The organism is Streptomyces sp. cg36 (assembly GCF_041080675.1).
GTDB lineage: Bacteria > Actinomycetota > Actinomycetes > Streptomycetales > Streptomycetaceae > Streptomyces.
Map to the genome: position 1 here is coordinate 3,271,275 of NZ_CP163520.1, position 14,276 is coordinate 3,285,550.

Below are 14,276 nucleotides of genomic sequence, written 5' to 3' on the forward strand. Positions count from 1 at the left end.
GCGCGGGCGCCTTCCGGCCCGACTCTCCCCCGGTCGGCCCGCACCCGGCGCTGCCCCGCGGAGCGCCCCCGCACGCGTGACCCACCCCACCCCCCGCATCCGGCCGCCACCCAGGACAATGGGGCTGTGATCACTTCGCCGCCACGAAGCGCCCACCGCCGGGCGGACTCGACGCCGTACGTCGACCTGACCCGCAGCGAGTGGAGCGCGCTGCGTGACAAGTCGCCGCTGCCGCTGACCGCCGAGGAGGTGGAGCGGCTGCGCGGCCTCGGGGACGTCATCGACCTGGACGAGGTCCGGGACATCTACCTGCCGCTGTCGCAGCTGCTCAGCCTGTACGTGCAGGCCACCTCCCAGCTGCGCGGCTCCCTCAACACCTTCCTGGGCGACGCGGGCAACGGCCACGGCGCCCAGCGCGGCACCCCGTTCGTCATAGGGGTGGCCGGCTCGGTGGCCGTCGGCAAGTCCACGGTGGCCCGCCTCCTCCAGGCGATGCTGGCGCGCTGGCCCGAGCACCCGCGCGTGGAGCGCGTCACCACGGACGGGTTCCTCTATCCGATGGCCGAGCTCCAGCGGCGCGGCCTGATGTCGCGCAAAGGTTTCCCGGAGTCGTACGACCGCCGCGCGCTGACCCGGTTCGTCGCCGACATCAAGGCGGGCAAGGACGAGGTCACCGCGCCCGTCTACTCGCACCTGATCTACGACATCGTGCCGGGCGAACTGCTGACCGTGCGCCGCCCGGACATCCTCATCGTGGAGGGCCTCAACGTCCTCCAGCCGGCCCTGCCCGGCCAGGACGGCCGCACCAGGGTCGGCCTCGCCGACTACTTCGACTTCAGCGTGTACGTGGACGCCCGGACCGAGGACATCGAGTCCTGGTACCTGAACCGTTTCCGCAAGCTGCGCGAGACGGCCTTCCAGAACCCGTTCTCGTACTTCCGCAAGTACACCCAGGTGTCCGAGGAGGAGGCGCTCGACTACGCCCGCACCACCTGGCGGACCATCAACCGGCCCAACCTGGTGGAGAACGTGGCGCCCACCCGGGGCCGCGCCACCCTGGTCGTGCGCAAGGGCCCCGACCACAAGGTCCAGAAGCTGTCGCTGCGCAAACTCTGACCCGGCACACACACGAGCGGGCCCGCCGGGGAACTCCCCGGCGGGCCCGCTCGTTGGGCGTACGGCCGTACGCGAAGGCCCGCGGGCCCGCGCGGAACAGCCCAGCGCGGACTAGCCCAGCGCCGACTTCACGACGTCCGCCAGGCGGGCGGCCACCGACCGCGCCTGGTCGATGTCGGCCGCCTCGACCATGACCCGCACCAGCGGCTCGGTGCCCGAGGGGCGCAGCAGCACCCGGCCGGTGGAGCCCAGCTCGCGCTCGGCCTCGGCGACCGCGGAGGTCAGCTCGGCGGAGGTGGCGACCCGGGACTTGTCGACGTCCGGGACGTTGACCAGGACCTGCGGCAGCCGCTCCATGACGCCCGCGAGGTCGGCCAGCGTGCGGCCGGTCGCGGTGAGCCGGGCGGCCAGCATCAGCCCGGTGAGCGTGCCGTCACCGGTGGTGGCGTGGTCCAGGATGATCACGTGGCCGGACTGCTCGCCGCCCAGCGCGTAGCCGTGCTCCTTCATCGACTCCAGCACGTACCGGTCGCCGACGCCCGTCTGGACGACCTGGACGCCCTCGCGCTCCATGGCGATCTTGAAGCCGAGGTTGGACATGACCGTGCCGACGACGGTGTTGCCCCGCAGGGTGCCCGCCTCGCGCATGGCCAGCGAGAGCACCGCGAGGATCTGGTCGCCGTCGACCTCGTTGCCCTGCGCGTCCACGGCCAGGCAGCGGTCCGCGTCGCCGTCGTGCGCGATGCCGAGGTCGGCGCCGTGCTCGACGACGGCGGCCTTCAGCAGGTCCAGGTGGGTCGAGCCGCAGCCGTCGTTGATGTTGAGCCCGTCCGGCTCGGCACCGATGGTGACGATCTCGGCCCCGGCCCGGGTGAACGCCTCGGGCGAGACCCGCGCCGCCGCGCCGTGCGCCTCGTCCAGGACGACCTTCAGCCCGTCCAGCCGGTTCGGCAGCACGCCGATGAGGTGGGCGACGTACTTGTCGAAGCCCTCCTCGTACGCCCGTACGCGGCCCACGCCGGCGCCCGTCGGGCGCTCCCACGGCTCGCCCGTGCGGTGCTGCTCGTAGACGCGCTCGATGCGGTCCTCCAGCTCGTCGGCGAGCTTGTGGCCGCCGCGCGCGAAGAACTTGATGCCGTTGTCGGGCATGGCGTTGTGGCTGGCGGAGAGCATCACACCGAGGTCGGCGCCGAGCGCGCCCGTGAGGTACGCCACGGCGGGGGTCGGCAGCACGCCGACGCGCAGCACGTCGACACCGGCGCTGGCGAGGCCCGCGACGACCGCGGCCTCCAGGAACTCCCCGGACGCGCGGGGGTCGCGCCCGACCACCGCGGTGGGCCGATGGCCCGCGAAGGTACCCGCCTCGGCGAGCACATGGGCCGCCGCGACCGAGAGCCCGAGCGCGAGCTCGGCCGTCAGATCGGCGTTGGCCACACCGCGTACACCGTCCGTGCCGAAGAGTCGTCCCACTGCTGTCCTCCATTGAGATCCGCCGGGCGCCGCACCCGGGCGCCCACCACTGGTGCCAAAAACAACGCCGCCCCGGCAGCACGAAGAGTGCTGCCGGGGCGGACGAAAGCCGTACAGGCGGCAGGCGCGATTTAGCGCTTGCTGTACTGCGGGGCCTTGCGGGCCTTCTTGAGACCGGCCTTCTTGCGCTCGACCGCACGGTCGTCGCGGGAGAGGAAGCCGGCCTTCTTCAGGGTCGGGCGGTTGTTCTCGACGTCCGCCTCGTTCAGCGCGCGGGCCACGCCGAGGCGCAGGGCGCCGGCCTGGCCGGAGACGCCGCCACCCGAGATGCGGGCGATGACGTCGTAGCGGTTGTCGAGCTCGAGCACCTTGAAGGGCTCGTTGACTTCCTGCTGGTGGACCTTGTTCGGGAAGTAGTCCTCGAGCGTACGCCCGTTGATCTTCCACTTGCCGGTGCCCGGAACGATCCGGACGCGGGCGATGGCGTTCTTGCGACGGCCCAGGCCGGCGGCCGGCTGCGGGTCGCCGAAGCGGGACGCCATCGACTCGGTGGTGTACTCGCCCTCGACGGGGACCTCGGACTCGAAGGTGGTGACCTCCGCGTAGGTCTCTTCGCCCTCGACGGGGGTCTCGACAGTGGTCTCGGCCACGATGCTCCTCAGATTCTTTTCTGTCTTAGGGGGTGTGGCCGGAACTACTGCGCGACCTGGGTGATCTCGAACGGCACCGGCTGCTGGGCAGCGTGGGGGTGCTGGTCGCCCGAGTAGACCTTCAGCTTCGAGATCATCTGACGGCCCAGGGAGTTCTTGGGGATCATGCCGCGGATGGCCTTCTCGACGGCCTTCTCCGGGTTGTTCGCCAGGAGGTCGTCGTAGCGCACCGAGCGGAGACCGCCCGGGTAGCCGGAGTGGCGGTAGGCCAGCTTCTGCTCGCGCTTGTTGCCGGACAGGTGAACCTTGTCGGCGTTGATGATGATGACGAAGTCACCCATGTCCATGTGGGGCGCATAGACGGGCTTGTGCTTGCCCCGGAGGAGGTTCGCAGCGGTCGTCGCCAGACGACCCAGGACGACGTCCTGGGCGTCGATCACGTGCCACTGGCGAGTGATGTCGCCGGGCTTGGGGCTGTACGTACGCACGGTCGTAGCCTTCGCTTCTTCAGTGGATGGGGTCCAGAAACTTTGCACCCTGAAGCGATCATGCAGCTGGGGCTCACACTGCCGGGGACACTGCCCGTATGCGAGCCACTGGTAACTGCTCCAGAGAACCTACGTAATGGCCCCTCGCGTGAGAACGACCAAGCCAATACGCATAACGAACCAGAAGAATACCCGGGCTCCCCCGCACGGGTCAAAACGGGTGCCCGGCCGGTGGCGGAACGGGGGCCGACCGGGGACGGAAGGCGGGCCCGGAGGACCCGCCCAGGGGCCCACGGACCCGCCCGGGGGCCCACGGGCCCGCCCGGGGCCTACCTCGCGCGCGCGACCCTGCGCTCGTCCCAGACCGGCTCCGACGTCTCGCGGACCACTCCGTCCGAGCCGAAGACCAGATAGCGGTCGAAGGAGCGGGAGAACCAGCGGTCGTGGGTGACCGCCAGCACCGTGCCCTCGTACGACTCCAGCCCGTCCTGGAGGGCCTCCGCCGACTCCAGGTCGAGGTTGTCCGTGGGCTCGTCCAGCAGCAGCGCGGTCGTGCCCGCCAGCTCCAGCAGGAGGATCTGGAAGCGCGCCTGCTGCCCGCCGGAGAGCTTGTCGAACGCCTGGTCGCCCTGGCGCTCCAGCTCGTACCGCCGCAGCACCGACATCGCGCCGCCCCGGTCCTTGGCGTGCTCCGTCCACAGGATGTCGACGAGGGTGCGCCCGAGCAGCTCGGGGTGGGCGTGGGTCTGCGCGAAGTGGCCCGGCACGACCCGCGCCCCCAGCTTCCACAGGCCCGAGTGGGCCACGGACGGGTCGCCCGCCAGCAGCCGCAGGAAGTGCGACTTGCCCGAGCCGTTCGACCCCAGGACCGCCACCCGCTCGCCGTAGAAGACCTCCAGCGAGAACGGCTTCATCAGCCCGGTCAGCTCAAGGTTCTCGCAGGTCACCGCGCGCACGCCGGTGCGTCCGCCGCGCAGCCGCATGGTGATCTCCTGCTCGCGCGGCGGCTCCGGCGGCGGTCCGGCCTCCTCGAACTTGCGCAGCCGCGTCTGGGCCGCCGAGTACCGCGAGGCCAGCTCGTGGCTGATCGAGGCCGCCTGCCGCAGCGAGATCACCAGCTTCTTCAGCTGGGCGTGCTTCTCCTCCCAGCGCCGCTTGAGCTCCTCGAAGCGGGCGAACCGCTCCTTGCGCGCCTCGTGGAAGGTGTCGAAGCCGCCGCCGTGCACCCACACGTCGGAGCCGTCGACCCCGGGCTCCACCGCGATGATCTTCTGGGCGGCCCGGGAGAGCAGCTCCCGGTCGTGCGAGATGAACAGCACCGTCTTGCGCGTGGCCCGCAGCTGGTCCTCCAGCCACCGCTTGCCCGGCACGTCCAGATAGTTGTCCGGCTCGTCGAGCAGCAGCACCTCCTCGGGGCCGCGCAGCAGCGCCTCCAGCACGAGCCGCTTCTGCTCACCGCCGGAGAGCGTGCGCACCTCGCGGAACTGGGCCCGGTCGTACGGCATGCCCAGCGCGGCCGTGGTGCAGACGTCCCAGAGCGTCTCCGCCTCGTACCCCTGCACGTCCGCCCAGTCGGAGAGGGCCTGCGCGTACTTCATCTGCGCGGCCTCGTCGTCCACGGTCATGATCAGGTGCTCGGCCTCGTCCACGGCCTTCGCCGCCGCCCGGATCCGGGGCTGGGCGACCGACACCAGCAGGTCACGCACGGTCGTCTCGTCCCGCACCGAGCCCACGAACTGCGGCATCACCCCGAGCCCGCCGCCCACGGCGACGGTCCCGCCGTGCGGCTGGAGCTCACCGGAGATCATCCGCAGCAGGGTCGTCTTGCCCGCGCCGTTGGCCCCGACCAGGGCCACCACCGCACCCTCCCCCACCCGGAACGACGCGTCCGCGAGCAGGACCCGTCCGTCCGGCAGGTAGTACTCCAGGTGTGCGGCCTCTACATGTCCCATAGGCGGATTGTCGCCCACCCGGTACGTCCGGCCACAACCGAATTAAGATGCGCGCCATGAGCTTTGGGCAAGGGGGACCCGCTTGGGGCCCGGGGGACAACCAGACACCCGACTGGGCGGCGCTCGCCGACCAGGCCGCCGCGCGCGGCCGCAAGAAGCGGTGGGCGCTGATCGGCGGCGGGGCGCTGGCCACGGCGGCGATCGTGGCGATCGTCGCCACCGCCATCGTGAGCAGCGGATCGGACGGCGGCCCGGACGGCAAGTCCGCCAGTGAGCTGCCCTCGGCGCAGACCCTGCCCAGCGAGTCCGCCCAGCCGCAGCCCTCGTTCTCCTCGGTGGCTCCGCCGCCCCCGGCGAACCCGCACGACTTCATATCCAGCGCCAAGAAGGACAGGGCGCCGCTCAGCGCCGACACGCTCTTCCCGGGGAAGTCGCTGCGGATGGGCGACCGCACCTACACCAAGGGCGCCACCGCCCGGACCACCGACTGCTCGGCCGCCACCCGGGGCGCGCTCGCCCAGGCCCTGACCGCGGGCGGCTGCGAGCAGGTGATCCGCGCCACCTACGTCAAGGACGGCGTCGCCGTCACCATCGGCGTGGCCACCTTCGAGAACGAGGCGAAGGCCACCCGCGTCAAGCAGCAGGCGAGCGGCTCCGTCGTCCCGCTGCCGGGCTCCGGGGTGCCGGGGTTCTGCGACGGCGGCCATGTGGTCTGCCGCAACCTCATCAACTCCTACGGCCGGTACGCCTACTTCAGCGTCAGCGGCTTCACCGACGGCAAGAACGTCACCAAGGCCGACAAGGACGCGTTCGCCGCGGGCGACGACCTGGCCGAGTTCACCTTCCGTCAGATCATCGCCCGCGGCGAGTCCCAGGCCCGCGCCGCCACCGCGGGCTGACCCCGGCGGCCCACCCGACGAGCGGTCAGGACGGGGACGCCCGCGGCCAGGAGTGGCGGCGCACCGCCCGCGAGGGCCGGGCGGCCGGGGCGCCGCCGGGGCTTCGCGCGCCGGACCGGGCGCCCCGGGGCGCCGTCCGTCAGCAGCAGCCCGCGTCGCCGGCCGGCCCCGCCCCCGGCAGCGTCCGCATGTTGCGCGCCTCGCGGCTGCGCGCGGCCAGCAACTCGTCGGCGGGGTAGCCGACTTCCTCCAGGGTGAGCCCGTGCGGCTTCACCACGTGCACCGAGGAGTCGCGCACCGCCGCCGCCAGCACCTTGCCCGGCCACTCCACGCCCCGGTGCCCGTCGCCCACGTACAGCAGCGCGCCCACCAGCGAGCGGACCATGTTGTGGCAGAAGGCGTCGGCGCGCACGGTCGCGGTGACGATGCCGTCCTCGCCGCGCACCCAGGACAGCTCCTGGAGCGTACGGATGGTGGTGGCGCCCTCGCGCCGCTTGCAGTACGCGGCGAAGTCGTGTTCGCCGAGCAGGGCGGCCGAGGCCGCGTTCATCGCCTCGACGTCCAACTCCCAGTCGTGCCACAGCACATGACCGCGCAGCAGGGGATCCACCCCGCCCGGGTTGTCGGTCACCCGGTAGGCGTACCGCCGCCAGATCGCGGAGAAGCGCGCGTTGAACCCGCCCGGGGCCTCGGCGACCCGCCAGATCCGGACGTCGTGGGCGAGCCGTCCGGCCAGCCGCCGCAGCAGTTTCTCGCGGTGCTCGGCCCAGACCTCCTCGGGCAGGTCGACATGGGCCACCTGGCCGCGCGCGTGCACCCCGGCGTCGGTGCGCCCGGCCACCGTCAGGTCGTACGTCACGGCCGACCGCGTCACCGTGCGCAGCGCGTCCTCGATCTCGCCCTGGACCGTCCGCCGCCCGCCGGCCTGCTTGGCCCAGCCGGAGAAGTCCTTGCCGTCATAGCTCAGGTCCAGCCGCACCCGGACCAGGCCGGGCTCCACCTCATCACTCACGTATCAGATCCTCTCAGAGCGGCAGAGAAACGGAACGGGCCCGTCCCCCAAGGGGAACGGACCCGTCCGTCGGTCTGGGAACGCTTACGCGTCCTTCGACTCCTCAGCGGCGTCGGCCTCGACGGCCTCCGTCTTGGCGGCCTCGTCGGCCTCCTTGACGGCGCGCTTCGTGGCGGCCTCGGCCTCGGCGACGGTCGCCTTCTTGGCGATCTCGCCCTCGACCAGCTCGATCACGGCCATCGGCGCGTTGTCACCACGGCGGTTGCCGATCTTGGTGATACGGGTGTAACCACCCGGACGCTCCGAGTACCGCGGGGCGATCTCGGTGAAGAGGGTGTGGACGATGCCCTTGTCGGTGATCGTCTGCAGCACCAGGCGACGGTTGTGGATGTCGCCCTTCTTCGCCTTGGTGATCAGGCGCTCGGCGACCGGACGCAGGCGGCGGGCCTTGGCCTCGGTCGTGGTGATGCGGCCGTGCTCGAAGAGCGACTTCGCCAGGTTGGCGAGGAGCAGCTTCTCGTGCGCGGCGCTGCCGCCCAGACGGGCACCCTTGGTGGGACGCGGCATGGTGTTTCTCCTTGGTGTCTGCCCCGGCCGTGTCAGGTACCGGGGTCAGTATCCGAGCAGGCGGGCGCCTGTCGGAGATCCAGGCTCCCGAAGGGGCCTGGAAGGGGCGCGGGGAACTGCGCGACCAGCCGAAGCCGGTCCGCAGTCGCAGTACGGCCTCCCCGCGGAGCGATCAGTACTGCTCGGTCTCGACGAAGCCCGCGTCCGCGTCGTCGTCGGCGCCGAAGGCGTCGGCGGCGGCGGTCGGGTCGAAGCCGGGAGGCGAGTCCTTCAGCGCGAGGCCCATACCGGCCAGCTTCGCCTTGACCTCGTCGATCGACTTCGCACCGAAGTTGCGGATGTCGAGCAGGTCCGCCTCGGAGCGGGCGACGAGCTCACCCACGGAGTGGATGCCCTCGCGCTTGAGGCAGTTGTAGGACCGAACGGTGAGCTCCAGCTCCTCGATCGGCAGCGCCAGGTCGGCGGCCAGGGCGGCGTCCGTCGGGGACGGGCCCATGTCGATGCCCTCGGCGTCGATGTTGAGCTCGCGCGCCAGACCGAACAGCTCGACCAGGGTCTTGCCGGCGGACGCCATGGCGTCGCGCGGGCGCATGGCCTGCTTGGTCTCGACGTCGACGATCAGCTTGTCGAAGTCGGTGCGCTGCTCGACACGGGTCGCCTCGACCTTGTACGTGACCTTGAGCACCGGGGAGTAGATGGAGTCGACCGGGATGCGGCCGATCTCCTGGCCCAGCTGCTTGTTCTGGACGGCGGAGACGTAGCCGCGACCGCGCTCGACGGTCAGCTCCATCTCCAGCTTGCCCTTGCCGTTGAGCGTGGCGAGGACCAGGTCCGGGTTGTGCACCTCGACACCGGCCGGGGGCGCGATGTCGGCGGCGGTGACCAGACCCGGGCCCTGCTTGCGCAGGTACATCACGACCGGCTCGTCGTGCTCCGAGGAGACGACCAGCTGCTTGATGTTGAGGATGAGGTCGGTCACGTCCTCCTTGACGCCCGGCACGGTGGTGAACTCGTGCAGGACGCCGTCGATGCGGATGCTGGTGACAGCAGCGCCGGGGATCGACGACAGGAGGGTGCGGCGCAGGGAGTTGCCGAGGGTGTAGCCGAAGCCCGGCTCCAGCGGCTCGATCACGAACCGCGAGCGGTACTCGTCTACGACCTCTTCGGTCAGCGACGGACGCTGAGCGATAAGCATGTGTGTTCCTTCAGTCGTGGGCGCCCACTATTTGACGCCCTCGGGGTACTGCTTAGTACAAGGGTACGGGCGGTACGGCCCCGAAGAGCTGTACCGCCCGAAAACCTCAGTCCAGCAGCCGTGCGTCAGACGCGGCGGCGCTTGGGGGGACGGCAGCCGTTGTGCGGCGTGGGGGTGACGTCCTGGATCGAGCCGACCTCGAGGCCGGTGGCCTGGAGGGAGCGGATCGCGGTCTCACGGCCGGAGCCGGGACCCTTGACGAAGACGTCGACCTTGCGCATGCCGTGCTCCTGCGCGCGGCGGGCGGCCGACTCGGCGGCCATCTGCGCGGCGAACGGAGTCGACTTGCGGGAGCCCTTGAAGCCGACGTGGCCGGCGGACGCCCAGGAGATCACGTTGCCCGAGGGGTCCGTGATCGAGACGATCGTGTTGTTGAACGTGCTCTTGATGTGCGCGTGGCCGTGAGCGACGTTCTTCTTTTCCTTGCGGCGCACCTTCTTGGCAGCGCCCTGACGACCCTTGGGGGGCATCTATAACTCCTACGGGAGGTGGTCGGTCCTACAGCGAAGACCGTGTGGTCAAGCGTCCGCTGAGGACTACTTCTTGCCCGGCTTCTTCTTGCCGGCGATCGCGCGACGCGGGCCCTTGCGGGTACGGGCGTTCGTGCTGGTCCGCTGACCGTGCACGGGCAGGCCGCGACGGTGGCGGATGCCCTGGTAGCACTGGATCTCGATCTTGCGGCGGATGTCGCCCTGGATCTCGCGGCGGAGGTCGCCCTCGGTGCGGAGGTTGGCGTCCACGTACTCGCGGATCTTGACCAGGTCCTCTTCGGCCAGGTCACGAACGCGGGTGTTCGGGTTCACGCCGGTGGAGGCGAGGATCTCCTTGGACCGGGTGCGCCCGATACCGAAGACGTAGGTGAGTGCGATCTCCACACGCTTTTCGCGCGGGATGTCAACACCGGAAACGCGTGCCATTCAATGGCTCCTGTGTGTTCGGGGGTCTTCCGCAGAACCGCTCCCGACCGCCGTACTAGGTACGGATCGGGTCCCCGGCCCCCGCCGGAGGTGTCGCCGACCCTGTGTGGGCTGGGCGGGCTCTGCGTATGTACGTATTACGTGCGTCGCGCGAAGAACTGCGTAAATGCAGGTCGGTCGGCGTGCGTCAGCCCTGGCGCTGCTTGTGGCGCAGGTTGTCGCAGATGACCATGACCCGGCCGTGACGGCGGATCACCTTGCACTTGTCGCAGATCTTCTTGACGCTCGGCTTGACCTTCATGGGATGTCAGGTTCTCCGGGTCAGTGCCACCACCCTGTGGAACACAGGGCGCGGGCAAGATCTACTTGTACCGGTAGACGATCCGGCCACGCGTCAGGTCGTACGGGGAGAGCTCCACGACGACCCGGTCATCCGGGAGGATACGGATGTAGTGCATCCGCATCTTGCCGCTGATGTGCGCGAGGACCTTGTGACCGTTCTGGAGCTCCACCTTGAACATGGCGTTCGGGAGGGACTCGATCACGGTGCCCTCGATTTCGATGGCACCTTGCTTCTTGGCCACGCTTCGCCTTTCGAATCGGCTACCTTGATCGACTCCCGCGATCGTGTGCGGACACACGGGTACACGAGAGCCGACGCATCAGTCTACGTCAGGGCACCCGAAAAGACGAATCAGGGAAGTTTGCCCTCAAGCGTAGATCGTTAAGCGGACAGTCCGGGACAGGCTGGGCGCGGATGCGCCCGGCGGGTCTTCGTCGCCGCGCCCCGCGCCGGACCGTCGGTCAGCCCAGCGGGTCCGGGGCCGTCGTCACGCCGTACTCCGCCAGCTTGGCCTTGCCGCAGTCCGGGGAGGTCAGGACGATCGGGCCCGCCTCGGTCAGCGCGACCGAGTGCTCCCAGTGCGAGGACCAGGTGCCGTCCGTGGTGATCACGGTCCAGTCGTCCTCCAGGACCTCCGTGCGCGGGGTGCCGAGCGACACCATCGGCTCGATGGCCAGGCAGAAGCCGGGGACCAGCTTGGGGTTGTGGCGGCCGAGGAGGCGGCGCTTGTCCACGTAGTTCAGCAGGTGCGGGTCCATGTGCATCTCGGAGCCGATGCCGTGGCCGCCGTACTCCTCGATGATCCCGTACTTGCCCTTCGGGGGGCGCGGCTGGCGGCGGATGTAGCTCTCGATCGCCCGGGAGACGTCCACCAGGCGGTTCCCCTTCTTCACCGCCGCGATCCCGGCCCACATCGACTCCTCGGTCACCCGGGAGAGCTCGATCAGCTCCGGGGCGTGGCCGGAGCCCACGAACGCGGTGAAGGCGGCGTCGCCGTGCCAGCCGTCGATGATCGCGCCCGCGTCGATGGAGATGACGTCGCCGTCCTTGAGGACGGTCTTCTCGTCCGGGATGCCGTGGACGACGACCTCGTTGACCGAGGTGCAGATGGTGGCGGGGAAGCCGCCGTAGCCCAGGAAGTTCGACTTGGCGCCGTGCTCGGCGATCACCTTGCGGGCGACCTCGTCCAGGTCCTTCGTGGTCGCGCCCGGCACCGCGGCCTCACGGGTCGCCGCGTGGATGGCGGCGACGACCAGCCCCGCCTCGCGCATCTTCGCGATCTGCTCGGGGGTCTTGATCTCCACCATGGCGGCTGACGCCTTTCTGAGTACGGATACGGGAGTACGTCAACGATACGGCCCGCCGGGCCCGGACACGGCAGTGGCCGCGGCGCCCCGGGAGGGGGCGCCGCGGCCACTGACCGCGAACGTGGAGCCGTCAGGCCGTCTTCTCGGCCTTCAGGGCGTGCATCGCACGCTCCGTGACCTCGTCGACCTTGCCGAGCGCGGAGATCGTCACGACCAGGCCCTGGGCCCGGTAGTAGTCGATGATCGGCTCGGTCTCGCTGTGGTAGACCTCGAGGCGCTTGCGGACGGTGTCCTCGGTGTCGTCGCCGCGCTGGTACAGCTCGCCGCCGCAGGTGTCGCAGACACCCTCGGCCCGCGGCGCGTTGTAGACGACGTGGAAGACGTGCGAGGAGTCGGTGCGGCAGATGCGCCGGCCGGCGATCCGCTTCACGACCTCGTCCTCGGGGACTTCGAGGTCCAGGACGGCGTCGAGCTTCACGCCGTCGGCCTTGAGCGCCTCGTCGAGCGCCTCGGCCTGCACCACGTTGCGCGGGAAGCCGTCGAGGAGGAAGCCGTTCTCGGCGTCCGGCTGCGCCATCCGGTCCTTGGCCATCCCGATGGTGACCTCGTCCGGCACCAGGTTGCCGGCGTCCATGTACGCCTTGGCCTGCTTGCCCAGCTCCGTGCCCTGGCTGATGTTGGCACGGAAGAGGTCGCCCGTGGAGATGTGCGGGATCGCCAGGTTCTTGGCGAGGAACGCGGCCTGCGTTCCCTTGCCGGCACCGGGCGGTCCGACGAGGACGATTCGCATCAGCGGAGGAACCCTTCGTAATTGCGCTGCTGGAGCTGGCTCTCGATCTGCTTCACGGTCTCCAGACCCACACCCACGATGATGAGGATGCTCGTCCCGCCCAGCGGGAAGCTCTGGTTGGCCCCGAAGATCACCAACGCCATCGTCGGCACGAGCGCGATCAGTCCCAGATACAGCGACCCCGGCCAGGTGATCCGGTTGAGCACGTAGCTCAGGTACTCAGCAGTAGGTCGACCAGCCCGGATACCCGGGATGAAGCCACCATACTTCTTCATGTTGTCGGCGACTTCCTCGGGGTTGAACGAGATCGCCACGTAGAAGAAGGCGAAGAACACGATCAACAGGAAGTAGCTGATGATGTAGTACGGGTGGTCGCCCTTGACGAAGTTGTCCTTGATCCAGATCGCCCAGCCCGCGGTGGAGTTGGAGAACTGCACGACCAGGGCCGGGATGTAGAGCAGCGACGACGCGAAGATGACCGGGATCACACCCGCCTGGTTGACCTTCAGCGGGATGTACGTGGACGTACCGCCGTAGGACCGGCGGCCGATCATGCGCTTCGCGTACTGCACGGGGATGCGGCGCTGGGCCTGTTCGACGAAGACCACCAGGGCGACCATGACCAGGCCGACCAGGATGACGGTGCCGAACTCGATCCAGCCCTGCGCGAGGTGCCCCTGCGTCTTGATCGCCCACAGCGAGGTGGGGAAGCTCGACGCGATCGAGATGAACATCAGGATCGACATGCCGTTGCCGATGCCGCGGTCGGTGATGAGCTCACCGAGCCACATGACGGCGGCGGTACCGGCGGTCATCGTGATGACCATCGTGATGGTGGTGAAGATCGACCGGTTCGGCACGATCTCGGTCGCGACCTGGCAGCCGCTGAACAGCGCACCGTTGCGGGCGGTGGCCACGAGGCCGGTGCCCTGGAGGATCGCCAGGGCGACCGTCAGGTAACGCGTGTACTGCGTGATCTTGGCCGTGCCGGCCTGGCCCTCCTTCTTGAGGGCTTCCAGGCGCGGGATCACCACGGTCAGCAGCTGCAGAATGATGCTCGCCGTGATGTACGGCATGATGCCCAGCGCGAAGATCGTGATCTGCAGCAGCGCGCCGCCGCTGAACATGTTCACCAGACCGAAGAGGCTGTTGCCCTCCTTGGCCTGGTCCACGCAGATCTGAACGTTCTTGTAGCTCACACCGGGGATCGGGACGTGCGTCCCCATCCGGTAGAGCACGATGATGCCGAGCGTGAAGAGCAGCTTCTTGCGCAGGTCAGGCGTCTTGAACGCCTGGGCGAACGCGGTGAGCACGGTGCCTCCTGCGACCCCCGCGCAGGTGCGCCAGAGGTGACGGTCTTGAGGATCGACGAATACGAATGAGTCAGAGGACCCGGGCGGCATACCGCACGGAAACTTAGACAGTGCACGCCACCTTACCGGCGACCCTGCCCCCCTAGGAACGACCAACCGGGGATGCCCCATTTGAGAGGGCATCCCCGGTCGGATGT

At 69.5% G+C, this 14,276-nt stretch carries 16 protein-coding genes; 2 read left to right on the plus strand and 14 right to left on the minus strand.

The annotated features are described in order from the left end of the window. Nucleotides 1-126: 126 nt before the first annotated feature. Nucleotides 127-1,116 (plus strand): type I pantothenate kinase, encoded by a 990-nt coding sequence (gene coaA, locus AB5J87_RS14430; protein WP_369377008.1) that lies wholly within the window; start codon nucleotides 127-129, stop codon nucleotides 1,114-1,116. A gap of 111 nt (nucleotides 1,117-1,227) precedes the next feature. On the opposite strand, the gene glmM is transcribed toward coaA, so the two are convergent. From glmM to AB5J87_RS14450, 4 genes are all read right to left on the minus strand, one after another. Then, entirely contained in the window at nucleotides 1,228-2,586 is a 1,359-nt protein-coding gene (gene glmM, locus AB5J87_RS14435) for a phosphoglucosamine mutase (protein ID WP_369377009.1), read from the minus strand. A gap of 131 nt (nucleotides 2,587-2,717) precedes the next feature. Then, a complete protein-coding gene (gene rpsI / locus AB5J87_RS14440) occupies nucleotides 2,718-3,236 on the minus strand; it encodes a 30S ribosomal protein S9 (RefSeq protein ID WP_369377010.1) in 519 nt (172 codons plus the stop codon). Nucleotides 3,237-3,280: 44 nt separating this feature from the next. Next, complete coding sequence (gene rplM, locus AB5J87_RS14445) at nucleotides 3,281-3,724, minus strand: 50S ribosomal protein L13 (RefSeq protein ID WP_067164642.1); 444 nt, start codon at nucleotides 3,722-3,724, stop codon at nucleotides 3,281-3,283. Nucleotides 3,725-4,053: 329 nt separating this feature from the next. Continuing rightward, the gene (locus AB5J87_RS14450) at nucleotides 4,054-5,676 is read right to left on the minus strand and encodes an ABC-F family ATP-binding cassette domain-containing protein (protein WP_369377013.1); all 1,623 of its coding nucleotides are present in this window, start codon (nucleotides 5,674-5,676) and stop codon (nucleotides 4,054-4,056) included. A 56-nt stretch (nucleotides 5,677-5,732) separates the two neighbouring features. On the opposite strand from AB5J87_RS14450, the gene AB5J87_RS14455 reads away from it, so the two are divergent. Next, a complete protein-coding gene (locus AB5J87_RS14455) occupies nucleotides 5,733-6,575 on the plus strand; it encodes a hypothetical protein (protein ID WP_369377015.1) in 843 nt (280 codons plus the stop codon). Between the two features lie 139 nt (nucleotides 6,576-6,714). On the opposite strand, the gene truA is transcribed toward AB5J87_RS14455, so the two are convergent. From truA to secY, 10 genes are all read right to left on the minus strand, one after another. After that, nucleotides 6,715-7,587 carry a tRNA pseudouridine(38-40) synthase TruA gene (gene truA, locus AB5J87_RS14460; RefSeq protein ID WP_369377017.1) on the minus strand — a complete coding sequence of 291 codons (873 nt, stop codon included), beginning with the start codon at nucleotides 7,585-7,587 and terminating at the stop codon, nucleotides 6,715-6,717. 84 nt (nucleotides 7,588-7,671) lie between these two features. Then, nucleotides 7,672-8,154, minus strand: coding sequence for a 50S ribosomal protein L17 (gene rplQ / locus AB5J87_RS14465; protein ID WP_369377019.1), 483 nt, complete (start codon nucleotides 8,152-8,154; stop codon nucleotides 7,672-7,674). A gap of 172 nt (nucleotides 8,155-8,326) precedes the next feature. Next, nucleotides 8,327-9,349 carry a DNA-directed RNA polymerase subunit alpha gene (locus AB5J87_RS14470; protein WP_010473911.1) on the minus strand — a complete coding sequence of 341 codons (1,023 nt, stop codon included), beginning with the start codon at nucleotides 9,347-9,349 and terminating at the stop codon, nucleotides 8,327-8,329. Nucleotides 9,350-9,474: 125 nt separating this feature from the next. Next, entirely contained in the window at nucleotides 9,475-9,879 is a 405-nt protein-coding gene (gene rpsK, locus AB5J87_RS14475) for a 30S ribosomal protein S11 (RefSeq protein WP_003956432.1), read from the minus strand. Between the two features lie 66 nt (nucleotides 9,880-9,945). After that, nucleotides 9,946-10,326 (minus strand): 30S ribosomal protein S13, encoded by a 381-nt coding sequence (gene rpsM, locus AB5J87_RS14480; protein WP_007265919.1) that lies wholly within the window; start codon nucleotides 10,324-10,326, stop codon nucleotides 9,946-9,948. Nucleotides 10,327-10,513: 187 nt separating this feature from the next. Beyond that, entirely contained in the window at nucleotides 10,514-10,627 is a 114-nt protein-coding gene (rpmJ, locus tag AB5J87_RS14485) for a 50S ribosomal protein L36 (RefSeq protein WP_003956441.1), read from the minus strand. 61 nt (nucleotides 10,628-10,688) lie between these two features. Continuing rightward, nucleotides 10,689-10,910 (minus strand): translation initiation factor IF-1, encoded by a 222-nt coding sequence (gene infA / locus AB5J87_RS14490; RefSeq protein ID WP_003956442.1) that lies wholly within the window; start codon nucleotides 10,908-10,910, stop codon nucleotides 10,689-10,691. A gap of 220 nt (nucleotides 10,911-11,130) precedes the next feature. Further along, on the minus strand, nucleotides 11,131-11,976 hold the full coding sequence (gene map, locus AB5J87_RS14495) for a type I methionyl aminopeptidase (RefSeq protein WP_101389610.1): 846 nt from the start codon (nucleotides 11,974-11,976) through the stop codon (nucleotides 11,131-11,133). A 130-nt stretch (nucleotides 11,977-12,106) separates the two neighbouring features. Then, nucleotides 12,107-12,766, minus strand: coding sequence for an adenylate kinase (locus AB5J87_RS14500; protein WP_369377022.1), 660 nt, complete (start codon nucleotides 12,764-12,766; stop codon nucleotides 12,107-12,109). Beyond that, a complete protein-coding gene (gene secY / locus AB5J87_RS14505) occupies nucleotides 12,766-14,079 on the minus strand; it encodes a preprotein translocase subunit SecY (protein WP_369377023.1) in 1,314 nt (437 codons plus the stop codon). The genes AB5J87_RS14500 and secY overlap by 1 nt, the downstream gene beginning before the upstream one ends. Nucleotides 14,080-14,276: the final 197 nt, after the last annotated feature.